Consider the following 23,773-nt stretch of genomic DNA (forward strand, 5'->3'; position numbering starts at 1 on the left):
TCAGCCTGCCTGAAAATCGAGGCGCAGCTTTTGCTGCAGTTTCCGGGCCTGGCGAAATGCCTCCTTGAGAATGCGGCGATCAAGTTCGTTGAGGCGATCAGGGTAGATCAGGTTGTGTCCCTGCCCGCCTTCGACCCCATCGAGCTGCTGCTGACGCAGGCGCAATAGCTGGATGTAATTGAAGGCTTCGATGATGCCGTCGATCTCATCTGCATTGAAGGCAAGGCGGGCGCCGGCATGGCGCAGCCGCAAGACGGTGTTGGTCTGATACACCCTGGCCGCCAGGGCATAAACACGGGCGCCATCGACAAACAGGCGGGTGCCGTATTTCTTCAGGTCGATGGCGCCGGGATGACCGGCCTCCAGGTCCGTGACAAAATCGCGGATCTTGCCCAGCGGCGGCTGCACCGCCAGACCATTGACCGCCATGGAGCGCAGGAAAATGGGATTGTCCGCCGCATGATCGAGCAGCCTGTGGCGCAGCCGGTCCGCCAGATGGCTTTGCCCGTACAAGGGACGAAAGTCGAAGAAGATGGAGGCATTTAGCAACGCCTCGGGTTGCGGACGGCGGATCCACTCCTCGAACAGTTCCTGCCACTCCTCCAGCGTCAGACACCACTGCGGGTTGCTGGCCATGATGTTGCCTTTGCACAAGGAAAAGCCGCAGCGGTCCAGATCGGCATTCACGGCCCGGGCAAATTCCAGCAGGCGCATCTTCAGCATTTCCTTGTCGCTAAAGTCATTGCAGACAAAGATGATGCCGTTATCCTGGTCGGTGCTGAAGGTCTGCTCGTTCCGGCCCTCGGAACCGAAGGCCAGCCAGCACCAGTCGATACCATACAAATCGTGATGTTCCAGATTCTGTTCAAGAATCCGATGCGTCAGGGCGTCGTTGAGCGTGGAGATGAACTGGGTCAATTGCTCCGCTCCCACCCCCTGGGCCAGCAGGTTGAAAGCCAGTTGGCGAATATCCCGGGCGGCCTGCTGCAGGTTGCCGATATCCGGCGCCTGTTCGATAGCCTGACGAATCCGGGTCAGGCCGATGCGCTGCAACGCAAACAGATCCCGCTCGGACACCACTCCGCTCAAGCGCCCTTCTCCATCCACCACCAGCACATGGCGAATACCATGCGCGGCCATCGCCAGCATGGCATCGTAAGCACTGGCGTGTTCGGTCAGGCAATACGGCGAGCCGCTCATGACCTCGGCAATGGGCGTATCCAGTGCAACTTCGGCCAGCACCACCCGGTCGAGCAGATCCGCCCGGGTCAGAATACCCACCGGCTTTTGCGCCGCATCCACCACGGCCACGGAGCCGACATGCGCCCGGGACATGATTTCCAGCGCCTGACGCAGCGGGGTATCGCGGCTCACCTGGATCGGGTTACGGGAACCCACCTGGAACAGCGGTGAGCTCAAGCTCTGCTGGTCGCTCGCCTGCTGGGCAAACAGCAATTGCAACTGTTCGCGGGATTGATTCAGCAAGGTGGCAATGTACCGGGTGCAAAAGGCATTGAATTCGGGGCTCATCTCCATCAGGGTGAGCACATCCGCCGCCGCCACGACGAAGCAGGCGACATCGCTGGCCGCCACATAGCGGTTGGTGGAGGGCCGCTGGGCGGTCACCGCCCCGATGGGAAAGCACTCCCCGACCCCCAGGGCCAGCACCGAGTGGCCGGTCACGGCCACATCGCCCACCTGCAAGGACTGCACCTTGCCCTGTTCGATGATGTAGAAATGGCGAGCCACCCCGTCTCCGGGCCCGATGATTTCCGCCCCCTTGGGATAGAACACGGCGGCCGCCCGTTCGGCCAGATAATCCAGCGCCCGGGCTTCCATGCGCTGGAATGGCAGATGGCGTGTCAGGAAATCCCGGGTGATCCTGGCCACCCGTTGTTGTCCCTGAATGCCGGGCCCTGCCGGCGAGCCCTGCGGTTCCACGATCAAGATGATTCTCCTGGTGAATTAAAGCATTGCGGCTTCATTTTATGGGCTGGCGGAACCGGCAAGGCAGGCGCCCCCAGCCGCGCCGGCTCAGTATCAGTACTTGACCCGGGCAAAGTAGGTTTTCTGCGACGCATCCAGGGCCTGGCGCAGGGTGTGGATACCTTTTTCAGCAAGTAGCGGCAACATCTTCAGGAAGATCTCGCCGGTAGCAATGGCATCCCCCAGCGCGTTGTGGCGCCCGACAATCTGGACGCCCAGGCGTTCGGCAATCACTTCGAGCCTGTGGGATTCCTGGTTGGGATGGATCACGGCGGAAAGCAGCAAGGTATCGAGTACCGGCTGATGAAAATGAATGCCCGTGCTGGCTTCCTTGATCTGCAGGAAACGCAGGTCGAAGGCGGCGTTGTGCGCCACCAGCACGGTGTCGGCACAAAAGGCCTGGAAGGCGGGCAGGACCGCGCCGATGACGGGCTGGCCACGGACCATTTCTTCAGTGATGCCGTGGATGGGAATGCCTTCGGGCCGCAGCGGGCGCTGCGGGTCCACCAGCTGGTCGAAGGATTCCTGGCGCAGCAGACGGCCATTGACGATGCGCACCGCGCCGATCTGGATGATTTCGTCGCCGTTGGCCGGCTCCAGCCCGGTGGTCTCGGTATCGAAGACGGTATAGGACATTTCCATCAGATTACGATCGAGATCCACCCCGGTGTCCTGGAATTTGAACAGATCAAAATCGTAATACTCGGGCCGCCCCTGGCCGGCATCAAGGGGGAGTGGCGCCCTTTCCTGCGCCGCCTGAACCACTGGCAGCACGAAGCGGAAATAGGCCCGGTGGGCGGCCCTCTCGCGCTGATACCAGACTTCTCCCCCGTGCCGATCCAGGACTTCGCGCAGGGACATCGGCGCAACCTCCTCACCCACCTGCAGGTTTTCCTGCTCCCAGGTGTAGAAGGTTTCAGAGGACATGACCTGGCCGGACCAGAGCAGATCCAGGTAAGCGAGCCGGCCCTCGGAAAGCACCCGGAAGCGCAGTTCGCGGATTTGATAATGCTCGACCAGCCGCCCGGCCAGAAAAGTCATGGCAAAGGTCAGGGAAAAACTGTCGGCGCGGACCCAGAGGTTATCTTCCATCACCTCGATCTTGCTGGGCAGGTTGAAGCGCGCCTCGATGCGTCGCTGGGCGGCCTTGACCAGATCTTCGGTGGAAACTTCTTCCAGCGGCCAGCGTATCCGGATGGCGTCGGCAAACCGCTGGACCGTGCTTTCCAGCTGCCGGCTCATGCGCCCGACTTCCTCGGCGATCACCCGCACAAAACGCTCCCGCTCCGCTGGCTCCATGTCCGGATAGTCATGCAAGGTTTCCACGGCGGCCCGCACATTGCCCAGGGCGCCCCGGTTGCCTTCGGTCAGATCGACCAGGGCGTGGTTGCGGACGCGCTCTTGTTCCATGCTGCGGGTGATGTTTTCCACGGTGAGCACATAGCCGGACATGATGCGCGCCTCTCCCGTCTGATCGCCGGGCGCCAGGACCGGCACCATCTGCACCCGCAGGAACTGCCCACTGGCGGTGGTGGTGATGAAATTGGCAACATTGGCCGTCAGCCCCCGCGCCAGCCGCTGGCGGATGGCCTCTTCCGCGTGGGCGATGCGGCTTTTGTCGATGATCGAAAAAATGGACCGCCCCAGGCCGATCAGGGCACCGGAAGCGACAAAGGTGGGGCCCTGAGCCAGGGCATGGAATTCGAGCCGGGCGCGATTGTTGTAGAGCAGGATGCGCCCATCGAGATTACAGACCACCACCGCCTGGGCCAGTTCGGACATGAGCGCGGCGAGCCGGTTTTTCTCCTCCTCCACCGAGGCCTTGGCTCGGGCGATCTGCGCCTCGACATCGGCCATCAAGGCGTCGCGTTGCTGGGCCAGGTCGTTGATGGCGCGCGCCACCTGCCGGACTTCGGGCGGCCCCGTTTCGGTGGTGATGCGGAAATTGCGGTTGGCGCCCAACATCAGGCGCAAATGCTCGGCCATCTGCAGCAGGCCCTGCACATATTGACGGAAAAGGGTACGCACCACGACCAGGCCCAGACCAAAGCCCATGGCGGTGAGCAGGGCCCCCAAGGGCAGATGCGGCACGATCAGCGCTTTGAGCAAAGCCCGCTGGCTGCCATCCATTTTCATCCATACCAGGGTGGAGGTCAGGAGAAAAGGCCCCGTCACCAGGGCTCCCAGCACCAGTACCGCCAGGGCAAAACGATAGCGGGCCTGCATGGCTCAGACGCCCTCGAGCAACTGCTTGATCTGACTGACCAGTTCCTTGTTGGAAAAAGGCTTGGTCACATAGGCATCGGCTCCCAGGCCCAGGCCCTTGGCAACTTCCGTATCCCGCCCCTTGGCCGTAAGCATGACGATTCTGGTGGCACTCCTGGCCGGGTCGGCACGCAACAGTTCACATACTTCGTAGCCAGACTTCTTCGGCATCATCACGTCCAGAAGGATCAGGTCGGGATGAAAGGCTTCGACCTGCTCCAGGGCCGCCTCGCCATCGGACGCGACCGCCACCTGAAACCCCTCGCGCTTCAAGAGGAATTCCAGGGACAGGACGATGTTGGGCTCATCATCCACAATCAGGATCTTGTGGGACATGGGGTATCTCCTCCCGTTGTCATGTCGGGTTTATTCGATGCGCTGGCAAGGCAGTTCAAAGATGAATTCCGAGCCCTGACCGGGTTCGCTCTCCACCCACAGATGACCACCAAAGTATTCGACAATCTGCCGGCTGATGGGTAGGCCCAGGCCAGTTCCCTTGGGCTTGTCGGTCAGGGCATTGCCGCCCTGACGGAAACGCTCAAAGATGAAATCCTTCTCTTCCGCCCCCATCCCCGGGCCATTATCGCGCACCGCAACCCGCACCCGGTCTGCCATGCAGGTCAAGTTCACTTCCACCCGCCCCTGGCCGGCGGGCGCGAATTTCACTGCATTCGAGAGCAGATTGATCATCACCTGGGTGAGCCGGTCCTGGTCCGCCATCACCAGAACCGGCGTCACGGGACAATTCAGTGCAAGGCCCACGCCCTTGTCGCGGAAAAGTTGTTCCAGAGCCGCAGCGGCATCGCGCACCAAGCCGACCAGATCGACCTGGTGCGCGGTCCAGTCCGCCCGCCCCGACTCCAGCTTGGCCAGATCGAGAATCTGGTTGATCAAGCGGGTCAGACGCTCCGTCTCGGTCACGATGATACCGAGAAAACGCTGACGGTCCGACAACGCCATATCCGGGTGATCCGCCAGCAATTCGGAAAAAGCCCGGATCGAGGTCAAGGGTGTGCGCAGTTCATGGGTCACGGTGGAGACGAAATCATCCTTGAGCCGATCCAGTTCGCGCAACTGCGCATTCACCGCCTGCAGTTCCTGGGTGGCGGCCTCCAATTCACGGGACTTCTTCTCCAGTTCCTGGCTATGGGCGCGTACTAGGGACGCCTCATCGAGAATATCGAGCACTTCGTCCAGACCCAGTTCCTCCTCCTCCACTACCGAGGCCAGCACGACCCGGGCACTGGCAGAACCGATGGCCCCCGCCAGCAGGCCTTCGGCAAAGCGGGCCAGTTCTGCATCCACTTCGCGGCTTTCCAGGTTGGTCAGCCCCCGTTTGCGGGCATAGGAGCGCAATTGCTGGCGCGCCCGCTCCGCGCCCAGGAAACGCTCGAGCAAGCCGGCCAAGGCCGGGTAGGAGGCCTTGCCTCGCCACAGCAACGGGTTGGCCTCGATGTCACGACGACGCAGGATATCGACAAACCGATTGGCCTGACCGGCTTCCACCGCATCGGGCCGGATGCTGAGGGACAGCAACACATACAAGCCGGTATTCAGGAACAGGCTCCAGAACAGGCAATGAGAAATCTCGTCCAGGCCCTCCAGACCAAACAGGGCATGTGCCTTGAGCCCGTTGATGCCCCACAGGCCCTGGCTGACAAAATCACCGGGAATCCAGCCGGACTTGGCGAAGGACGGCAGCAGCAGGGTGTAGCCCCAGACCAAAAAGCCGGCGAACAGCCCGGCCAGGGCACCGGCCCCATTGCCTTGCTTCCAGTACATGCCGCCAAACAGGGCGGGAGCGAACTGGGCCACGGCCGAGAACGAGATCAGGCCGATCCCGACCAGGGCATGAGCCTCCCCGGCGGCACGGAAATAGCCGTAACCCAGGAGCAAGATGAGGGCGATGGCCACCCGGCGAATGTAAAGCAGCAGGCGGGAGAGGTCCGGACGCCGTTCCAGCCTCAGCCTCCCGGAGCGCAGCAGGGCGGGCATGACCAGATCGTTGCAGACCATGGTAGAGAGGGCGATGGTCTCGACGATGACCATGCCGGTGGTGGCCGAAAGACCTCCGAGGAAAGCCAGCAAGGCCAGGGTTTCCTGGCCCTGGGAGAGGGGCAGGCTGAGGACAAAGGTATCGCCGTTACCAGGCATCCCCAGCAGCAACCCCGCCAGCGCAATCGGCAGCACAAATACATTGATCAGGAGCAGGTACAAGGGAAAGAGCCAGACCGCACGGCGCAGATGACTTTCATCGACATTTTCCACGACCATGATCTGGAACTGGCGCGGCAACAACACAATCGCCAGCGCCGAGAGCAACACCAGGGGCATCCAGTTACCCAGACTGAGATCCAGACTGAGCCGCCGGCTCAGCTCGGGAAGCGCTTCCGCCTGCTGAAAAATATCCGTAAACCCGTCGAACAAGCCATAGGTGACAAACACCCCAACGGCCAGGAAAGCCAGCAGTTTGACAATGGATTCGAAGGCGATGGCCGCCACCATGCCTTCGTGCCGTTCCGTGGCATCCAGATGCCGGGTGCCGAACAGGATGGAAAACACCGCCAGCGCAATCGCAATCAACGCGGTGGCATCAAGCCCCAGCAAGGCAACCGTCCCTTTACCCGGGAAAAGCACATCGAGGCTGGCGGCAACCGCTTTTAATTGCAGGGCGATATAGGGCACGATGCCAATCACCGCAATCACCGTCACCAGCCCCGCCAGGGATTGCCGCTTGCCATAACGGGCCGCCATGAAATCGGCAATGGAAATCAGGCGCTCCTGTTTGCTGATGCGGATCATCTTCAGGATGACGGGGGCCAGCATCAACATCAGCGTAGGGCCCAGGTAAATGGTGAGAAACCCCATGCCGCCCGATGCAGCCCGCCCGACACTGCCAAAAAAGGTCCACGAGGTGCAGTAAACCGCCAGGGAAAGGCCATGGACATTGGCCGAAATGATGGAGCGCCCCTGATCCGCGCGCCGATCACCAAAGCGGGCAATGGCAAACAGCAACGCCAGATAAGCCACGGCCAGGAAGGAAACACCCCAGGGATTCATGCGTGCTTATGCCTTGTGCGCCTCTATAATCCAGGCCGCCAGAGCAATCAGCACGGCCCAGACCCCGAACAGGTAGAGGTAGGCGGCCAGACCCGAACCCCCCGCCTGAGTATTGAGCAAGGGGGGATTGAGCAACACCAACCCCAGCAGCGCCAGGGCCACCAGGCGTTGACGCCTCATATCAAAACGCTGCATCAGACACCCTCCAGAAAAAGCCAGACGAAAACGGCCGACGCGTAAACAAACGCGCCGGCCGCCTCGGGCGCCACGCTTGCCGTGGCTGCCAGTTTGGGACACCCGCACAACAGATAGGCGCCCATGTCTCTCTCCTGCCTCCTTATAGTGTGTTTTCAGACGGACATGGGCAGAATGCCCGCCTGGATTGCGCTTCCTCCGGGGAAGCAGGAACCCCTCTGGGGATTCCGGATACAACGCCGGCAAGCCGGCGGCCGGAAGCTGCCCGGAGGCAAATCCGGCCTGAGGCCATCACCCCATCACCCCATCACCCCTTCAACTGCTCCAGGATGGCCGGGTTTTCCAGAGTGGAAGTGTCTTGCGTGACTTCCTCGCCCTTGGCCAGGGAACGCAGCAGACGGCGCATGATCTTGCCGGAACGGGTCTTGGGCAGGTTCTCGCCGAAGCGGATATCCTTGGGCTTGGCGATGGGACCAATTTCCTTGCCCACCCAGTCCTGCAGTTCCTTGATCACCTTCCTGGCCTCGTCCCCGGTGGGACGGGAACCCTTCAGGACGACGAAGGCGACGATGGCCTCCCCGGTCAGGTCATCCGGACGCCCCACCACGGCGGCTTCGGCCACGAGTTCGTGGGCCACCAGGGCGGATTCGATTTCCATGGTGCCCATGCGGTGGCCGGAGACGTTCAGCACATCGTCGATCCGGCCGGTGATGGTGAAGTAGCCGGTATTGGCATCACGGATGGCGCCGTCGCCGGCGAGGTAGAGACGACCGCCCAGGTCTTCAGGGTAGTAGGACTTCTTGAAGCGCTCGGGATCGCCCCAGATGGTGCGGATCATCGAAGGCCAGGGTTTCTTCACCACCAGGATGCCGCCCTGCCCCCAGGGTAGCTCGGCACCGGTCTCGTCCACCACGGCGACCTGGATGCCGGGGAACGGCAGGGTGCAGGAGCCGGGAACCAGAGGGGTGGCGCCGGGCATGGGGGTGATCATGTGCCCCCCGGTCTCGGTCTGCCAGAAGGTATCGACAATGGGGCAACGGCCGCCACCGATGTGCTCGTAGTACCACTCCCAGGCGGCGGGGTTGATGGGTTCGCCCACGGAGCCGAGCAGACGCAGGCTCGAAAGGTCGTAGTTTTTCGGATGCACGGCGGGGTTGTTATCGGCAGCCTTGATCAGGGAACGGATCGCGGTGGGGGCAGTGTAGAAGATGGTGGCCTTGTGGTCCTGGATCATCTTCCAGAAACGGCCGGCGTCGGGATAGGTGGGCACGCCTTCGAACACGATCTCGGTCGCGCCGCTGGCCAGGGGACCATAGGTGATGTAGGTGTGGCCGGTGACCCAGCCGATGTCGGCGGTACACCAGAAGACATCGGTCGGCTTGATGTCGAAGGTGTACTTCATGGTCAGGATGGCATGCACCAGGTAGCCGCCGGAAGAATGCTGCACGCCCTTGGGCTTGCCGGTGGAGCCGGAGGTGTAAAGCAGGAACAGCGGATGCTCGGCCTCGACCCACTCGGGTTCGCAGGTTTCGGGTTGGTTGGCGAGCCCCTCGTGCAGCCATTCGTCCCGCCCGGCGACCATGTTCACTTCGGCGCCGGTGCGCTTGAAGACGATCACATTCCTGGCAGATTCGCAGCCGCCCATGGCAAAGGCCTCATCGGCGATGGGCTTCAAGGGAATGGCCTTGCCGCCGCGGAACTGGCCGTCGGAAGTGATCAGCATCACAGCGCCGGCATCCTGGATGCGGTCGCGCAGGGACAGGGCGGAGAAGCCACCGAACACCACGGAATGGATGGCGCCGATGCGGGCACAGGCCTGCATGGCGACGATGCCTTCGATGGTCATGGGCATGTAAATGACGACGCGGTCGCCCTTCCTGACGCCCTTGGACTTGAGCAGATTGGCCATCTTGCAGACCCGGACCAGCAGTTCCTGGTAGGTAACCCTGGTGACCTGACCGTCGTCGGCCTCGAAAATGATGGCAGTCTTGTCGCCGAGACCGGCTTCGACGTTGCGATCCAGGCAGTTGTAGGAGACGTTCAGCTTGCCATCGGTGAACCACTTGTAGAAAGGAGCGTCGGATTCATCCAGCACCTTGGTAAAAGGGGTCTGCCAACTCACCAGTTCCCGGGCATGACGCGCCCAGTAAGCTTCGTAATCCTGTTCGGCTTCCGCGCACAGCGCCTTATAGGCATCCATTCCGGAAACCGCTGCGTTCTTTACAAAATCCGGGGATGGGTAATAGAACTGCACGGATTCATTTGACATAAACCTTCTCCTCTGCGATCGGGGTATCGAGTGACATTCTGGGTGGGCGGTACAAACCGTTACTGGCACCGCATTAGACGCGGATAATCTTACAAACCGCTTACACTTTCACGCTGCAGCGCAGCATCGGCGCGGCCTGCGGCCCACCCGGAACCCCATCGGGGTCCGCAGCAGCCCGATCCGGTCGTGATAAACTCCGGCTTCCTTTTCTGCCTCATTTTTCATCACGCCCATGAAATCCTCTGAATCCTTGATGGAAAAATTCATTTTCGCGAGCCGCTGGCTGCAGGCTCCGCTGTACCTGGGTCTGATCGCGGCTCAAGGCGTCTATGTCTACCATTTCTTCCATGAACTCACCCACCTGGTCGTCAATGCGGGCACCCTTTCCGAAGCGGACGTGATGCTCATCGTCCTGGGCCTGATCGACGTGGTGATGATCGCCAACCTGCTCATCATGGTGATCATCGGCGGCTACGAGACCTTCGTCTCCCGCCTCAACCTGGACCTGCATCCGGATCAACCCGAGTGGCTCTCCCACATCAATGCGGGGGTGCTCAAGATCAAGCTGTCCACCGCGATCATCGGCATTTCGGCGATCCACCTGCTAAAGACCTTCATCAATGCCGGAAACCTGCCCGAGCACACCATCAAATGGCAGGTCATCATCCACCTGACCTTCATCATTTCCGCCCTGGCCATGGCTTACACGGACAAGATCATGAATCAGTCCCTGAACCTGGTCAAAAGCAACCACTGAATACGCCACCCACGCTACGCCACCCACGGAGAAACCCCATGACGAGCATCCGCCAGGAAGACCTGATCCAGTCCATCGCCGACGCTTTCCAGTACATCAGCTACTACCACCCCCTGGACTACATCAAGTCCCTCGGCGAAGCCTATGAGCGTGAACAATCTCCCGCCGCCAAGGACGCCATTGCCCAGATCCTGACCAACTCCCGCATGGCCGCCGAAGGCCATCGCCCGATTTGCCAGGACACCGGCATCTGCGTGGTCTTCCTCAAGGTCGGCATGAACGTGCGCTGGGACGACGCCACCCTGAGCCTGCAGGACATGGTCGATGAAGGCGTGCGCCGCGCCTACATGAACCCGGACAATCCCCTGCGCGCCTCGATACTGGCCGACCCGGCCGGCGCCCGCAAGAACACCAGGGACAACACCCCGGCCGTGGTGCACTTCGAAATCGTCCCCGGCGACCACGTGGAAGTGATCTGTGCCGCCAAGGGTGGCGGCTCCGAAGCCAAGTCCAAGTTCGCCATGCTCAACCCCTCCGACAACCTGGTGGACTGGGTCTTGCAGAAGATTCCGGAAATGGGCGCCGGCTGGTGTCCTCCCGGCATCATCGGCATCGGCATCGGCGGCACCCCGGAAAAGGCCATGCTGCTGGCCAAGGAATCGATCATGGCGCCGGTGGACATCCACGAACTGAAAGCCAAGGCGGCTGAATACGCAAAAACGGGCGCCAAGCTGAGCCGCGCCGAAGAACTGCGCCTCGAACTGATGGAAAAGATCAACGCCCTGGGCGTCGGAGCCCAAGGTCTGGGCGGCCTCACCACGGTGCTCGACGTCAAGGTGCTGGACTACCCCTGCCACGCCGCCAACCTGCCGGTGGCCCTGGTGCCCAACTGCGCCGCCACCCGCCACGTGCACTTCCACCTGGATGGCTCCGGCCCCGCCCAGCTGGAAGTGCCCAAGCTGGAAGACTGGCCCGCCGTGACCTGGAGCCCGGACCTGAAGACCGCCACCCAGGTCGATCTCGACACCCTGACCAAGGCAGAGGTTGCTTCCTGGAAGCCAGGCCAGAAGCTGCTCCTGAACGGCAAGATGCTGACCGGCCGCGATGCCGCCCACAAGCGCATTGCCGACATGCTGGCCAAGGGCGAGCCGCTGCCGGTGGACTTCACCAACCGGGTCATCTACTACGTCGGCCCGGTGGACCCGGTGCGCGACGAAGTGGTCGGCCCCGCCGGCCCCACCACCGCCACCCGCATGGACAAATTCACCCGCATGATGCTCGAACAAACCGGCCTGATCGCGATGATCGGCAAGGCCGAGCGCGGCCCCGTCGCCATCGAGGCGATCAAGGACAACAAGTCGGCCTACCTGATGGCCGTGGGCGGCGCCGCCTACCTGGTGGCCAAGGCCATCAAGTCCGCCAGGGTGGCAGGCTTCGAGGACCTGGGCATGGAAGCGATCTATGAGTTCGACGTGCAGAACATGCCCGTCACCGTGGCCGTGGACTCCGCCGGCACCAGCGTGCATGAGACCGGCCCCAGGGAATGGCAGATCAAGATCGGCAAGATTCCGGTCAAGGCCTGATTACCCACGCAATTTCCCGCAAACAAGAAGGCCCGTCACTGGCACGAAGACTTGCCCGGACGGGCCTTTTGGCATCGAGCCCACTGCCCTCGGGCCACCCCAAAAGCCCGAATCAAGAACCCCGGGGTTGCCGCGCTTTCCCGAGCGCCTCCCCTTCCCCATGCACCACGACCCGCCCGCCACCTTCGGCCATCGCCTGCTCCATGCGCGCCAATGCCAGGCCCAGCAAGGCCTCGCCAGAAACATTTCCATCTTCAGGACGGCTGGCGGCGCCGGAACTGATGGAGAGTGACACTTGCCGCCCCTGCACTGCAATTCTGGCGGCAGCAACACTCTTGATCACCCGGCCGGCAAAGGCCGCACATTGCTCCAGACGACTGCTCCGCGTCACGATCGCAAAACAGCCAGGCCGGTAGTGCCCGATGAAATCCGAACCGCCCAATTTGCCCTGGATCAAGCGTGCGATTTTCTCGGCAATGCGACTGGCCGCGGCTTTGCCCACGCCATCCTCCAGCGCTCCATAAGCATCCACACCAAACAACAAGATTGCCCCGTGCCCCCCCTGCCCAGAAAAAGTCCGCTCTATCCCGGCCTCCAGCAAGGTGCGGGAAAGCAGGCCCGCATCACGGAAATTCGCCCCGCCTCTGGTCGCAGCAGGCGCTGATGCAGGCACTGATGCAGGCACTGATGTCGGCGTTGATGCAGGCGCTGATGCAGGCTGTTTGCGCGGCGGATCGAGCGGGGCCTGCAAGCCTGCCTTGTGGGGTTGCAACATCGCGAGAATCCCGGACTTTCCCATGCCATCCAGGATGAACCCGGTCACGCCGATTTTTTCTGCCTCACCGGCAATTTCCGCAATCCTGTTTTCCGAGCCCACCAGATAAAAAGGAATACGCCGCAACCGTTGTAACCTGTTGTGGCGCAAGCGGTCCAGCAAATCCATGCCATTCAGTTTGGCGATATCCGGGGCGGCGATGACGGCCACCACATCATGGTCGAGCACCAGAGTCTGCCAGGCCGACTCACCATCCGCCGCCTCGACGATATGAAAATCCGCATCGAGATGCCGGGCCAGGATGCTCCGGATCACTTTCGAACCATGAACAAGCAAGATATTTCCCATGGGCCCGCATTATCCTGGAAAACAGGGAGTTATGCTATTTGATTCAGAAAAATCCCCCCAGAGCCGGATTCAGGTTCATTCCAGCGCCGATGGCCGCACGTTTTTTTGTCCAGTTTCCGGCTGGCTGGCGACGGGTAGCGCGCCGAAGATGCTGTGCCAAGCTTTGTCGCGGTTAACTTCAACTCCACGCTGTTCGCACAGCGTGCGCACGTACTTGATGACGAACGTGTGCAGCCGATCCAGAGCGGCTTCGGGCTGGTTTTTCACGATCGCTTCGCGCACGTGCTGCGCGACCGTTTCGAAATTGCGTTCGTCGACTGTGGCGTTCAGGATGGTCAGTCCAGGCTCGTCGCGCAAACAGTTCTCAGCCTGACCGTACAAGATCAGCGCCTGGATGACTTTGCCGACCAGATGATTGCCTTCGACCGCCCAAAATCCGCGTAAGCGGTTGGCTTTGGAAGTGCCACGCTCGCGGTAGGCCGTGGCATCGATGTCACCGCGCGTGTGCTCCTCGAAGAACTCACTGAACGTGCGGTCCGAGAAATCGAGCACGTAGCCGCTGCCCATGCGGAGCAATCGTTCCAGTTTGCGGCGTTCTAAGGAGGACAAATCGGCCATGGGGATTTCTTTGGTGCATAGGTAACCGATCAGTCTTTCGGCTTCGGCAAGTCGGCGGCGCGTACCGCGCGTAGTACTTCCCGAAAGACATCATCGAATGGCGGAAGATGGCTCATTTGATGCGAGAGTCGAGCATCCCAGAGTCGGCGCAGACGATCTTCCTTGGCGGCGATTGCCTGCTCCATGCCTGCAACGACACGTTGCCGCAGTGCCAACTTGGTATCGAGTTCGGCGCGCATCTCCGCAACGCGCAAATTGGCGGAGCCAAGCAGATACCAGAGGTCATAAAGGTCGCGCGGCTCGTTGCGCGCCCGATCGCTCAAGGCCAGCAGCTTTTCAACCACGATTTCCTCGATGGCGTAGACCTTCACGGTCGGCCCTTCGGGCAGGTCGTCAAAGCTGTCGTAGGTGCGATGAATCGGGCGATCTTGCAGCGGGAAGCACAGGACTTCGTTGATCGTGATGTCAACCTTCACGTCGTTCGCGGCGGGTAGCGGCCCCTGGTAGCGTAGATAAAACGTGCGGCTGTTCTGGTGACCGTGGCGGTCTTCGCGGTCGAAAGCGATCCGCAAGCCGCAGGCAACTTCGACAGCCGCGAAGATTTCGTTCAATCCCGCCAGTATCTCTTCGAGGGTGATCGGACGGGTCAGCGTGAAGTCCAAGTCTTCCGAAAACCGATAGTCCTCGAACCAGCAGCGTCGCAGGGCCGTGCCACCTTTGAAGGCCAGCATGTCGCGTAACGGATGACCGGCCAAACCGGTCAGGAACCAGGCCAACACGTAATCGCGTTCGATGACGGCCTCGGGGATGCGCCGCCCGCCAGCGGTCACCAGCGTGTTCGAGATCAGGGAAATATTACGTTGAGGAATCATCAGCCAAGCCTCACGGCATCCAGTTCTTCGGGAGTCACGTTGAGCTGGAGCCGCCAACGTGAGAGGAATGCTCCCTCGGCGGGGAGCAGTGGATCAAGGCGCTGGTAAGTTGCCGTCAGCATGCCGCGCAGCGGCTCCAGCACCGAAGCATCGGCCAGATCATAGTGTTCCAGCAGATAGCCAAGGCGGCGCACGACGGCGCCGACGCCGAGACGTCGCGCATAGTCCAGCAGCCGTTCGACTTTCAGTACATCCCGCTTCATCCACAAGCCCTTGGCGACTTCGGTAACGCCACCGGCAAATGCCGGGTGTCGCAGGCCATCGATGATGGTGCGCTCCATGTCGCTGATCATCACGAAGCGCTCCTTGTCGATCCAGTGCTTCATGACTCCGAATTCTTGCTCCGCCGTAATGTGGACAAACCGAAAGTCATAGCCACCCACCGTCTGCGGACGCACGCGCCGCGTGCATGACACATACACGGTGAAGTTCGGCTGCGTCACCATGCGATGCAGTTCAAGAGCGGTGCCGTGCGACAGGAAGTAGGGCGCCGTACCGGCGAGTTCACGCGCGATCAAGTACGGACTGTCGATGTGCTCAGTGGCCCGACCGAGTTCGAAGGGCACGAGGTTGTACAGGCCAGGCTTCAGTCGCGTCACCAAGCCTCGCTGCTGGGCCTTGTGCACGAGATTCCGGGCTGATGCCGACGACAGGCCGGTGATCAATTCCACATCCGCCAAGGTGAATGTGGACCGGCGTAGTTCATTCAGCTCAGTGAAGAGCTGCGCTGCCCGTGGGCCTAGCGTCTTGGTTTGCAAGTGATATTTTGCGCTCAATTTGCGCCCCCAAAGGAAACGTATTGCGCAGTAAATATAACACCAGCGATATCCGGCGGCAAGCTTGTCTCCCTCTGGGAGACGAATTGAGGAGCAATATGTAGCGGACAAAAATTCGAAGGCGAAAGTCGCCATAGGCCGCACCCAAAAAAAGGGAGTGTTCGATGACTGTCAGTGCCCACAATCCAGACCAATACATGACCAGTCTGCGGCTGATCATTGCCCAAGGACGCAAGCGGATTGGCCTGCTAGCTGGCCTTTCGTCATATCGCTTGCAACCGTCATCCCGACCACGACACCCTGGCCACCTTCCGCAAGCGCTTTGGCAAGGAGTTCAGCGACGCGCGCCGCGAAGAAAGCCAAGACCGGCAAGAAACCCGGAGGGCGGGAACCCAAGGCGCCCGATGCCACCCCACGCGCCGCGGATCAGGTCAATCTGACCGATGAGGAATCGCGCATCATGAAGGTGACTGGCGGTGGCTTCGAGCAGAGCTACAACACCCAGGCGGCGGTCGATACCGAAACGATGCTGGTGCTCGCCGCCCACATGACGCAAGCGGGCAACGACAAGGCGCAGGTCGAACCCATGGTGGCCCAGCTGCAGGCGCTCCCCGAAGGCCTGAATTCTCCCCAACAGCTGCTGGCCGATACAGGTTTCTTCAGTGGCAGGCATGTCGAAATATGCAAAGCCGCCCAGATCACCCCGCTGATTGCGGTCGGTCGCGACGAGCACCACCCGGATTGGCGGGAGCGCTTCGAAGAACCGGCACCGCTCACCGAGCCGGCCTGTCACGTCGAACAGATGCGGCACGCGCTCAAGACCAAGCCAGGTCGCGCGACCTACGCGCTTAAAAAGCAGACGGTCGAACCGGTGGTGTTGTCCATGACCCTCGAACAACTCAAGGCCCAGCGCGAAGCGCTGCAGGCTGCGCGCTTCAACGGTGCGTGACCTATGCTGGCCCCGTTTTCAAGACAGCGGTTCAATTCGTGCGCTGTCATGAGGAAGGCGATGCCGGGTAAAGAGAGGAAGCGAAAGGTTCACCGTCCTGAGTTCAAGGCCAGGGTGGGTTTGGTGGCCTGGCGTGGGTTGAAGACGATCCATGAGATTAGCCAGGAAGTCTTCAACCGCGACCCGGCAGGGGAACCTCGGGACCGACCTGCCCCCCTGAAGGCTATTTTGGACTCGGGCAAGTTGCGTCTCGAACTTCACCCGCACGATCACACCGGATGGCAAGCGATTCAGGTTAAACTTTTACGGCCAAAACCCTGCAACCCGGCGGAAAAATACATCAAGTTGTTGTAAAAAATGGATTTTTTAAACAAAAAAAGTTAAACAAATAAACAAGGTCAGCAGGATGCGGCCATTCTTCAACCTACAGGAATTTTCCCATGTCCCACAGCAATCGCATCCACAACGCCCACCTGCGCAGCAAGATCATGTCGGCGGAAGAAGCCGCCACGCTGATCCCCTCCGGCGTCAATGTCGGCATGAGCGGCTTCACCGGCGCCGGCTATCCCAAGGTAGTACCTGCCGCCCTGGCCAAGCGCATCATGGATGCCAACCTGCACGGCAAGAAGTTCAAGATCGGGGTGTGGACCGGCGCCTCCACCGCCCCGGAACTGGACGGGGCCCTGGCCATGGTCGATGGCGTCGAGATGCGCCTGCCCTATCAGTCCGACCCCACCTGCCGCAAACGCATCAATGCCGGCGAGATGGAATACATCGACATCCACCTCTCTCATGTGGCCCAGTTCGTCTGGTTCGGTTTCCTCGGCAAACTCGACATGGCCGTGGTGGAAGTGGCCGGCATCACCGAGGATGGACGCCTGATCCCTTCCTCCTCGGTCGGCAACAACAAGACCTGGCTGGACCAGGCCGAAAAAGTGATCCTGGAAGTCAATACCTGGCAGAACCCGGCCCTGGAAGGCATGCACGACATCTACTATGGCACCCAGCTCCCTCCCTTTCGCCAGCCCATCCCCCTGATCAAGACCTGCGACCGGATCGGTGAGCCCTACCTGAAGGTGGACCCGGACAAGGTCATTGCCGTGGTGGAAACCCACCAGGCCGACCGCAACTCGGCCTTTGCCGCACCTGACGAAGGTTCCCGCAAGATCGCGGGCCACATCCTGGAATTCCTTGAGCACGAAGTGAAGGTGGGCCGCCTGCCCCGGGAACTGCTGCCCCTGCAATCCGGCGTCGGCAACATTGCCAACGCCGTGCTGGCCGATCTCAACCAGGGCGCCTTCGAGAACCTGACGGCCTACACCGAAGTGCTGCAGGACGGCATGCTCGACATGATCAAATCCGGCAAACTCACCTGCGCCTCGGCCACTGCCTTCTCCCTCTCCCCCGGCGCCCTCACCGAACTGAACGCGGACCTGGAGCGCTACAAGGACAGCATCATCCTGCGCCCCCAGGAAATCTCGAACCACCCGGAAATCATCCGCCGCCTGGGCGTGATTGCCATGAACGGCATCATCGAAGCCGACATCTACGGCAACATCAACTCCACCCATGTGATGGGCACCCGGATCATGAACGGCATCGGCGGTTCCGGCGACTTTGCCCGCAACGCCTACCTCTGCATCTTCATGACCCCTTCCCAGGCCAAGGGCGGCGCCATTTCCAGCATCGTGCCCATGGCCTCCCATGTAGACCACACCGAGCACGACGTGCAGGTACTGGTCACCGAACAGGGCCTCGCCGACCTGCGCGGCCTGTCACCCAAGCAACGCGCCAAGGTGATCATCGAGAACTGCGCCCACCCCCACTTCAAGCCGGCCCTGATGGATTACTACAAGCGCGCCCTCGACCACTCCCCCGGCAAGCAGACGCCGCACCTGCTCGAAGAAGCCCTGTCCTGGCACCTGCGCTACCTCAGGGAGGGCCAGATGTAAGCCATCAGGAAAAACGCGGATCAATCTGTCACCCCCGCGCAAGCCGGAATGACAGACGGGGCGGCACTGTCGACAAGGTTTGACCGGAGGCCGCGAAACCATTATGATTCGCGCCTCCTGTGGAGACGTGGCCGAGAGGTCGAAGGCACTCCCCTGCTAAGGGAGCATGCGCGCTAAAACGTGCATCGAGGGTTCGAATCCCTCCGTCTCCGCCACAGGAACACCCTCGAAAGCCCCGCCAGACGGGGCTTTTGCTTTTTTAGCCGTTGGTCAACTGCGGTCGGTAGATCAGGTCGCCACCCCGAACAGCGCACCGACTCCCGCGGTCAAGGCCATTGCCAGGGCACCCCAGAAAGTGACTCGCCAGGCAGCGACGAGCACCGGCGCGCCGCCGGCTTTGGCTGCCAATGAGCCCAGTAACGCGAGGAACAAGAGCGAGCTGACCGGCACGGTCCACATGAGCGAGGCCGCCGGCAACAGCAGGACGACGAGGAGGGGAAGGCTGGCGCCGACCGAGAATGTACCGGCAGACGCAAACGCAGCCTGAACCGGGCGGGCCGTCGATATTTCTGAAATACCGAGTTCATCGCGGGCATGCGCCCCTAGCGCGTCGTGCTCCATGAGCTGAATCGCTACCGCGCTGGCGAGTTCTGGATCCAGCCCACGCCTGACATATATCTCAGCCAATTCCGCTTGCTCCTGTTCGGGCGCACTGGCCAGCTCTGCACGCTCCCGGGCAAGATCCGCCTGCTCCGTGTCAGATTGGGAACTGACTGATACATACTCGCCCGCTGCCATCGACATCGCGCCTGCAACAAGACCGGCAACCCCCGACACCAAGACCGCCTGGGGGTCTGTCCCTGCTGCTGCCACCCCCAGAACCAGACTGGCGGTCGATACGATTCCGTCGTTTGCACCCAGAACCGCAGCACGGAGCCAGCCAATCCGATCTGTCTTGTGCCATTCACCATGTCTCATGCGAAGCTCCAATTGAAATAAAAAACGAAGTCCAAGTTCAGACGCGACAAGAAGCGGGAGCAAGGCACGCCGTCGCCTGCAACCTGCCGCTCATCCTTGCGACGGGCCGACATGCTGACCCCTGGCCTTGGGGCATGTCAACCAAGCGGACTCCCCCCTTTCGCGGCGGCGCTCCCGCGTCAATTCCCTGGCCCGTCCCGGTCTTCAGAGTTGATAGACATCCACTCCGCCTTGCAGCGCGCGCTCCACGGCGCGCTTATCGAGATGAGGCGCAAACAGGGTGATGAAGTCATACTCGTAGCGCCGCAGGAAAATGCCCCGGGGCAGGGCCAGACGGGTGGTATTGGATTCGAACAAATGGTCTGCCGCCCGGGCTTCCAGGCCGGTATCCCGCTCCCGGTCAAAGGCCAGGGCCGCAATGATCCCCAAACCCAGCCCCAGGGTGACATAGGTCTTGATCACATCGGCATCCAGGGCGGTGAGCACCACCCGGGGTTCCAATCCCTGGCGTTCAAAAGCGCGATTGATGCCGGAGCGGCCCGTAAAAGCCGAGTCATAAGTAATCAAAGGCCAGCGTGCCAGTTCGGCGAGCGAAATCAAGGATTGTTGCAAAATGGGATGCCCGGCCGGCGCGATGACGCAGTGATTCCATTGCCGCACCGGCAATGTCACCAGCCCCGGATGGCCGTCCAGGGACTCGGTGGCAATGCCGATATCCACATCGCCTTTCTCGACCCAATCGGCGATCTGGGCCGGCGTTCCCTGGTGCAGGATCAACTGCACATTGGGGTGCAAGGCAACAAACTCCTTGACCGCCAGCGGCAGCGCATAACGGGCCTGGGTATGCGTGGCGGCCACCGTCAAGGTGCCCGTATCGCCGCCGGAAAAATCCTTGCCCAGGCGCTGGAGATTCTCCGCTTCACGCAAGATGCGCCCGGCACTTTCAATGATGGCTTTTCCCGGCTCGGTGATGGCAGTGAAGCGCTTGCCGCTGCGCTCGAAAATCATCACCCCCAACTCATCTTCGAGCAGCTTGATCTGCTTGGACACCCCCGGCTGCGAGGTAAACAAGGCTTCCGCCGCCTCGGAAACATTCATCCCCCGGCGGGCGACTTCGACGATGTAACGGAGTTGTTGCAGTTTCATGGCAGAAAGCGCCTCTTTAATAGCATCGGGTTATAACAATGTAACCCGATATTCTTTTTAGTTCAAACGCCCCCCTGCTACCATCCGCCCCTGTTCATGATCGGCAACCGGAACGCAGAAAACCCCTTCCCGTCCGGCCCGATCGCCAGCTGAGGTTTGCTGCATGTACCGTTACGACAATCATGATTTCGCCCTGGTGCGGGAACGGGTCGCCCAGTTCCGCGACCAAGTGGCCCGCTGGCAAAGCGGCGAACTCACCGACGAGGAATTCCGCCCCCTGCGCCTGCAGAACGGCCTCTACGTGCAGCGCCATGCCCCCATGCTGCGCATCGCCGTGCCCTACGCCATGCTCTCCAGCGCCCAACTGCGCGCGCTGGCGCACGTCGCCCGCACCTGGGACAAGGGCTACGGTCACTTCACCACCCGCCACAACATCCAGTTCAACTGGCCCCGGATCGAGGACTGCCCGGACATCCTCGAATACCTGGCCAACGTGGAAATGCATGCCATCCAGACCTCGGGCAACTGCATCCGCAACGTGACCACCGACCAGTTTGCCGGCGTGGCTCCCGACGAAATCATCGACCCCCGCCCCCTGGCGGAGATCCTGCGCCAGTGGAGCACCTTCCATCCGGAATTCGCCTTCCTGCCGCGCAAGTTCAAGATCGCCATTTCCGGCACCCGGGAAGACCGGGCCCTGACCTGGTTCCACGACGTGGGCCTGCACCTGAACCTGGATGCCACCGGCGAGCCCGGTTTCCGGGTCATCGTCGGCGGCGGCCTCGGCCGCACCCCGATCCGCGGCGAAGTGGTGCGGGAAAACCTGCCCTGGCAGCACATCCTCACCTACCTGGAAGCCATCCTGCGGGTCTACAACCTGCATGGCCGGCGCGACAATGCCTACAAGGCCCGCATCAAGATCCTCGTCCAGGCCCTGGGCGTGGAGGAGTTCGCCCGCCAGGTGGAGGCCGAATGGGCGCACCTGAAGGACGGGCCCGCCACCCTGACCCGGGAAGAATACGACCGGGTCAAGGCCCACTTCGGTGCACCGGCCTACCGGAGCCTGCCCCCGGAGGACGCGGGGTTCGCCGCCCGCAAAGCGGACGACCCCGCCTTTGCACGCTGGGTGGCCCGCTGCGTCCACGGCCACAAGGTGGCGGGCTACGCCGCCGTGACCCTGTCCCTGAAGGCCCCCGGCCAGGCTCCCGGCGACATCACGGCGACACAGATGGAAGCCGCCGCCCGTCTCGCCGACGAATTCAGCTTCGGGGAAGCCCGCTCCTCCCATGAACAGAACCTGATCCTGGCCGACGTGGAACAGGGCCGTCTCCACGCGCTCTGGCTCGCCGCCAGGGAACTGGGCCTGGCCACGCCCAGCGTCGGCCTGCTCACCGACATGATCTGCTGCCCCGGCGGCGACTTCTGCGACCTGGCCAACGCCAAGTCGATTCCCATCGCCAACGCCATCCAGGAACGCTTTCAGGATCTGGACTACCTGTTCGACCTGGGCGACCTGGACCTGAACATCTCGGGGTGCATGAATGCCTGCGGCCACCACCACGTGGGCCATATCGGCATCCTGGGCGTGGACAAGAACGACGCGGAGTTCTACCAGATCACCCTGGGCGGCCGCCAGGGCAGCCAGGCCCGCACCGGCAAGGTGATCGGCCCCTCCTTCGCCGCCGCCGCCGTGCCGGACGCCGTGGAAAAGATCATCGGCGTCTATCTCGCCCACCGGCATCCGGACGAAACCTTCCTGGACACCTTCGACCGGATCGGCGTCGAACCCTTCAAGAACAAGGTCTACGAAGACCGGGCCCACGGCCGGGCAAAAACCGCCACGACGGAGCAGCCAGCATGAGCACACTCATCAAGAACCAGGCCATCATCCCCGATACCTGGCAACACCTGGAAACCGGCGCCGACCCGGCCAGCCAGCCCCTGCCGGAGGCGGACATCCTCTTTCCCGTGGCACTCTGGCAGGCCCGCAGGAACGAGATCATTTCCCGCTACAAGCGCATCGGCCTGTGGCTGGAACCCGATGCCGACCTGGAATCCCTGGCGGATGACCTCCACTATTTCCAGGTCATCGCCATCCACTTCCCGAAATTCGCCGACGGCCGGGGCTATTCCCTCGCCCGACTGCTGCGCGAGCGCCACCATTTCGAGGGCGAGTTGCGTGCCGTGGGCGACGTGCTCCATGACCAGCTTTTCTTCATGAAGCGCGTCGGCTTCGACGCCTGGGCGCTCAAGGAAGGCAAGAACGCCGAAAAGGCCCTGCACGCCTTCGCCACCTTCCAGAACCCCTACCAGGGCGCCACTGACGAACCCAACCCCCTGTTCCGCCGGAGAAATCCATGAGCACATCATCCCGCATCCCCGGCACCGGCCAGGGCAACCCCGCCACCCGGCCGGACCTGACCCCCGAACTGCTCCAGTCCGTCGCCCTCAAGACCCGCGACGTCGTCACCCTGCTGGAGGAAATCGCCGGCAACTTCTCGCCGGCCGCCTTTGCCAACAGCCTGGGCGCCGAAGACATGGTGCTGACCGACCTGATCCTGAAGCACAAGCTTCCCATCGAAATCTTCAGCCTGGACACCGGCCGCCTGCCGCCTGAAACCTACGATCTGCTGGCCGCCACCGAAAAACACTACGATTACCGACTGACGGTTTACTACCCGCGCCACGAGCAGGTGGAAAACTACGTCCGCACCCACGGCATCAATGCCTTCTACGCATCCGTGGAACTGCGCAAGGCCTGCTGCCACGCGCGCAAGGTGGAACCGCTGCAACGGGCGCTGGCCGGCAAAAAAGCCTGGATCACCGGCATGCGCGCCCAGCAGTCAGCCACCCGGGAAGCACTGCCCGTCCGCAGCTTCGACGCCGCCAACGGCCTGGAAAAATTCAACCCCCTGGCGGACTGGAGCGAAAAGGAAGTCTGGGCCTATATCCGCAGCCAGAACATTCCCTACAACGCCCTGCACGACCAGTTCTACCCCAGCATCGGCTGCGCTCCCTGCACTCGCCCCATCAGTCTGGGCGAAGACATCCGTGCCGGCCGCTGGTGGTGGGAAGATCCCGCCTCCAAGGAATGCGGCCTGCACGTGAGCAAGGGCTGACATCACAGACAGGCACAGGCAGCACCGGCGGCGGGACTTGCGCCCGCCGTCGCTCGACAAGCCGA

Annotated in this window: 20 protein-coding genes, 1 tRNA gene and 1 pseudogene; 8 read left to right on the top strand and 14 right to left on the bottom strand. The window is 61.8% G+C overall.

Going from position 1 to position 23,773, the window contains the following annotated elements; all coding sequences use genetic code 11:
• From WBH99_RS06625 to WBH99_RS06660, 8 genes are all read right to left on the bottom strand, one after another.
• Positions 1-1,890, bottom strand: coding sequence for a DUF294 nucleotidyltransferase-like domain-containing protein (locus WBH99_RS06625; RefSeq protein WP_424219346.1), 1,890 nt, complete (start codon positions 1,888-1,890; stop codon positions 1-3).
• Between the two features lie 150 nt (positions 1,891-2,040).
• Entirely contained in the window at positions 2,041-4,212 is a 2,172-nt protein-coding gene (locus tag WBH99_RS06630) for an exonuclease domain-containing protein (protein WP_424219317.1), read from the bottom strand.
• Between the two features lie 3 nt (positions 4,213-4,215).
• Positions 4,216-4,587 carry a response regulator transcription factor gene (locus WBH99_RS06635; RefSeq protein WP_424219318.1) on the bottom strand — a complete coding sequence of 124 codons (372 nt, stop codon included), beginning with the start codon at positions 4,585-4,587 and terminating at the stop codon, positions 4,216-4,218.
• A gap of 30 nt (positions 4,588-4,617) precedes the next feature.
• Positions 4,618-7,311 carry an ATP-binding protein gene (locus tag WBH99_RS06640; RefSeq protein WP_424219319.1) on the bottom strand — a complete coding sequence of 898 codons (2,694 nt, stop codon included), beginning with the start codon at positions 7,309-7,311 and terminating at the stop codon, positions 4,618-4,620.
• Between the two features lie 6 nt (positions 7,312-7,317).
• Positions 7,318-7,506, bottom strand: coding sequence for a hypothetical protein (locus tag WBH99_RS06645; protein WP_424219320.1), 189 nt, complete (start codon positions 7,504-7,506; stop codon positions 7,318-7,320).
• Positions 7,506-7,631 carry a hypothetical protein gene (locus tag WBH99_RS06650; RefSeq protein WP_424219321.1) on the bottom strand — a complete coding sequence of 42 codons (126 nt, stop codon included), beginning with the start codon at positions 7,629-7,631 and terminating at the stop codon, positions 7,506-7,508. The genes WBH99_RS06645 and WBH99_RS06650 overlap by 1 nt, the downstream gene beginning before the upstream one ends.
• Before the next feature lie 182 nt (positions 7,632-7,813).
• On the bottom strand, positions 7,814-9,775 hold the full coding sequence (acs, locus tag WBH99_RS06655; RefSeq protein ID WP_424219322.1) for an acetate--CoA ligase: 1,962 nt from the start codon (positions 9,773-9,775) through the stop codon (positions 7,814-7,816).
• A gap of 108 nt (positions 9,776-9,883) precedes the next feature.
• Positions 9,884-10,042, bottom strand: coding sequence for a hypothetical protein (locus WBH99_RS06660; RefSeq protein ID WP_424219323.1), 159 nt, complete (start codon positions 10,040-10,042; stop codon positions 9,884-9,886).
• Here WBH99_RS06660 and WBH99_RS06665 point away from each other — a divergent pair.
• Positions 10,029-10,532, top strand: a complete 504-nt coding sequence (locus WBH99_RS06665) for a TIGR00645 family protein (protein WP_424219324.1) — start codon at positions 10,029-10,031, stop codon at positions 10,530-10,532. The two genes, WBH99_RS06660 and WBH99_RS06665, sit on opposite strands and share 14 nt — an antisense overlap.
• 38 nt (positions 10,533-10,570) lie before the next feature.
• A complete protein-coding gene (locus tag WBH99_RS06670; protein ID WP_424219325.1) occupies positions 10,571-12,115 on the top strand; it encodes a fumarate hydratase in 1,545 nt (514 codons plus the stop codon).
• 112 nt (positions 12,116-12,227) lie between these two features.
• Here WBH99_RS06670 and WBH99_RS06675 read toward each other — a convergent pair whose 3' ends face one another.
• The 4 genes from WBH99_RS06675 to WBH99_RS06690 all read right to left on the bottom strand — a co-directional run bounded on the left by WBH99_RS06675 (position 12,228) and on the right by WBH99_RS06690 (position 15,699).
• Complete coding sequence (locus WBH99_RS06675; RefSeq protein WP_424219326.1) at positions 12,228-13,238, bottom strand: diguanylate cyclase domain-containing protein; 1,011 nt, start codon at positions 13,236-13,238, stop codon at positions 12,228-12,230.
• Between the two features lie 75 nt (positions 13,239-13,313).
• Positions 13,314-13,856, bottom strand: a complete 543-nt coding sequence (locus WBH99_RS06680) for a hypothetical protein (protein ID WP_424219327.1) — start codon at positions 13,854-13,856, stop codon at positions 13,314-13,316.
• Between the two features lie 29 nt (positions 13,857-13,885).
• On the bottom strand, positions 13,886-14,728 hold the full coding sequence (locus tag WBH99_RS06685; RefSeq protein ID WP_424219328.1) for a nucleotidyl transferase AbiEii/AbiGii toxin family protein: 843 nt from the start codon (positions 14,726-14,728) through the stop codon (positions 13,886-13,888).
• Positions 14,728-15,699: a type IV toxin-antitoxin system AbiEi family antitoxin domain-containing protein gene (locus WBH99_RS06690; protein ID WP_424219329.1), complete on the bottom strand. Its 972-nt coding sequence runs from the start codon at positions 15,697-15,699 to the stop codon at positions 14,728-14,730. The genes WBH99_RS06685 and WBH99_RS06690 overlap by 1 nt, the downstream gene beginning before the upstream one ends.
• Positions 15,700-15,901: 202 nt before the next feature.
• On the opposite strand from WBH99_RS06690, the pseudogene WBH99_RS06695 reads away from it, so the two are divergent.
• The 3 genes and pseudogenes from WBH99_RS06695 to WBH99_RS06705 form a co-directional block, all read left to right on the top strand.
• Positions 15,902-16,438: pseudogene (locus WBH99_RS06695) on the top strand (transposase); the annotation flags it as partial.
• 515 nt (positions 16,439-16,953) lie between these two features.
• A complete protein-coding gene (locus WBH99_RS06700) occupies positions 16,954-18,465 on the top strand; it encodes an acetyl-CoA hydrolase/transferase family protein (RefSeq protein WP_424219330.1) in 1,512 nt (503 codons plus the stop codon).
• Between the two features lie 121 nt (positions 18,466-18,586).
• A tRNA-Ser gene (locus tag WBH99_RS06705) sits at positions 18,587-18,680 on the top strand.
• A gap of 73 nt (positions 18,681-18,753) precedes the next feature.
• Here WBH99_RS06705 and WBH99_RS06710 read toward each other — a convergent pair.
• Both WBH99_RS06710 and WBH99_RS06715 read right to left on the bottom strand, forming a co-directional pair.
• Positions 18,754-19,443, bottom strand: a complete 690-nt coding sequence (locus WBH99_RS06710; protein WP_424219331.1) for a VIT1/CCC1 transporter family protein — start codon at positions 19,441-19,443, stop codon at positions 18,754-18,756.
• Positions 19,444-19,647: 204 nt separating this feature from the next.
• On the bottom strand, positions 19,648-20,589 hold the full coding sequence (locus WBH99_RS06715; RefSeq protein ID WP_424219333.1) for a CysB family HTH-type transcriptional regulator: 942 nt from the start codon (positions 20,587-20,589) through the stop codon (positions 19,648-19,650).
• Positions 20,590-20,752: 163 nt separating this feature from the next.
• On the opposite strand from WBH99_RS06715, the gene WBH99_RS06720 reads away from it, so the two are divergent.
• From WBH99_RS06720 to WBH99_RS06730, 3 genes are read left to right on the top strand one after another with little or no spacing between them, the layout of a single operon-like run.
• Positions 20,753-22,450, top strand: a complete 1,698-nt coding sequence (locus WBH99_RS06720) for a nitrite/sulfite reductase (RefSeq protein ID WP_424219334.1) — start codon at positions 20,753-20,755, stop codon at positions 22,448-22,450.
• Positions 22,447-22,950: a DUF934 domain-containing protein gene (locus tag WBH99_RS06725; RefSeq protein WP_424219335.1), complete on the top strand. Its 504-nt coding sequence runs from the start codon at positions 22,447-22,449 to the stop codon at positions 22,948-22,950. Before WBH99_RS06720 ends, WBH99_RS06725 begins: the two co-directional genes overlap by 4 nt.
• Entirely contained in the window at positions 22,947-23,708 is a 762-nt protein-coding gene (locus WBH99_RS06730) for a phosphoadenylyl-sulfate reductase (RefSeq protein WP_424219337.1), read from the top strand. The genes WBH99_RS06725 and WBH99_RS06730 overlap by 4 nt, the downstream gene beginning before the upstream one ends.
• Positions 23,709-23,773: the final 65 nt, after the last annotated feature.

This window comes from Azovibrio sp. (assembly GCF_049658005.1).
GTDB lineage: Bacteria > Pseudomonadota > Gammaproteobacteria > Burkholderiales > Rhodocyclaceae > Azovibrio.

Bases quoted from the DNA above. Each gene is read 5' to 3' on its own strand.
- WBH99_RS06630 (WP_424219317.1), bottom strand. From the start codon at position 4,212: ATGCAGGCCCGCTATCGTTTTGCCCTGGCGGTACTGGTGCTGGGAGCC.
- WBH99_RS06635 (WP_424219318.1), bottom strand. From the start codon at position 4,587: ATGTCCCACAAGATCCTGATTGTGGATGATGAGCCCAACATCGTCCTG.
- WBH99_RS06640 (WP_424219319.1), bottom strand. From the start codon at position 7,311: ATGAATCCCTGGGGTGTTTCCTTCCTGGCCGTGGCTTATCTGGCGTTG.
- WBH99_RS06645 (WP_424219320.1), bottom strand. From the start codon at position 7,506: ATGCAGCGTTTTGATATGAGGCGTCAACGCCTGGTGGCCCTGGCGCTG.
- WBH99_RS06650 (WP_424219321.1), bottom strand. From the start codon at position 7,631: ATGGGCGCCTATCTGTTGTGCGGGTGTCCCAAACTGGCAGCCACGGCA.
- acs (WP_424219322.1), bottom strand. From the start codon at position 9,775: ATGTCAAATGAATCCGTGCAGTTCTATTACCCATCCCCGGATTTTGTA.
- WBH99_RS06665 (WP_424219324.1), top strand. From the start codon at position 10,029: ATGGAAAAATTCATTTTCGCGAGCCGCTGGCTGCAGGCTCCGCTGTAC.
- WBH99_RS06660 (WP_424219323.1), bottom strand. From the start codon at position 10,042: ATGAATTTTTCCATCAAGGATTCAGAGGATTTCATGGGCGTGATGAAA.
- WBH99_RS06670 (WP_424219325.1), top strand. From the start codon at position 10,571: ATGACGAGCATCCGCCAGGAAGACCTGATCCAGTCCATCGCCGACGCT.
- WBH99_RS06675 (WP_424219326.1), bottom strand. From the start codon at position 13,238: ATGGGAAATATCTTGCTTGTTCATGGTTCGAAAGTGATCCGGAGCATC.
- WBH99_RS06680 (WP_424219327.1), bottom strand. From the start codon at position 13,856: ATGGCCGATTTGTCCTCCTTAGAACGCCGCAAACTGGAACGATTGCTC.
- WBH99_RS06685 (WP_424219328.1), bottom strand. From the start codon at position 14,728: ATGATTCCTCAACGTAATATTTCCCTGATCTCGAACACGCTGGTGACC.
- WBH99_RS06690 (WP_424219329.1), bottom strand. From the start codon at position 15,699: ATGGCGACTTTCGCCTTCGAATTTTTGTCCGCTACATATTGCTCCTCA.
- WBH99_RS06700 (WP_424219330.1), top strand. From the start codon at position 16,954: ATGTCCCACAGCAATCGCATCCACAACGCCCACCTGCGCAGCAAGATC.
- WBH99_RS06710 (WP_424219331.1), bottom strand. From the start codon at position 19,443: ATGAGACATGGTGAATGGCACAAGACAGATCGGATTGGCTGGCTCCGT.
- WBH99_RS06715 (WP_424219333.1), bottom strand. From the start codon at position 20,589: ATGAAACTGCAACAACTCCGTTACATCGTCGAAGTCGCCCGCCGGGGG.
- WBH99_RS06720 (WP_424219334.1), top strand. From the start codon at position 20,753: ATGTACCGTTACGACAATCATGATTTCGCCCTGGTGCGGGAACGGGTC.
- WBH99_RS06725 (WP_424219335.1), top strand. From the start codon at position 22,447: ATGAGCACACTCATCAAGAACCAGGCCATCATCCCCGATACCTGGCAA.
- WBH99_RS06730 (WP_424219337.1), top strand. From the start codon at position 22,947: ATGAGCACATCATCCCGCATCCCCGGCACCGGCCAGGGCAACCCCGCC.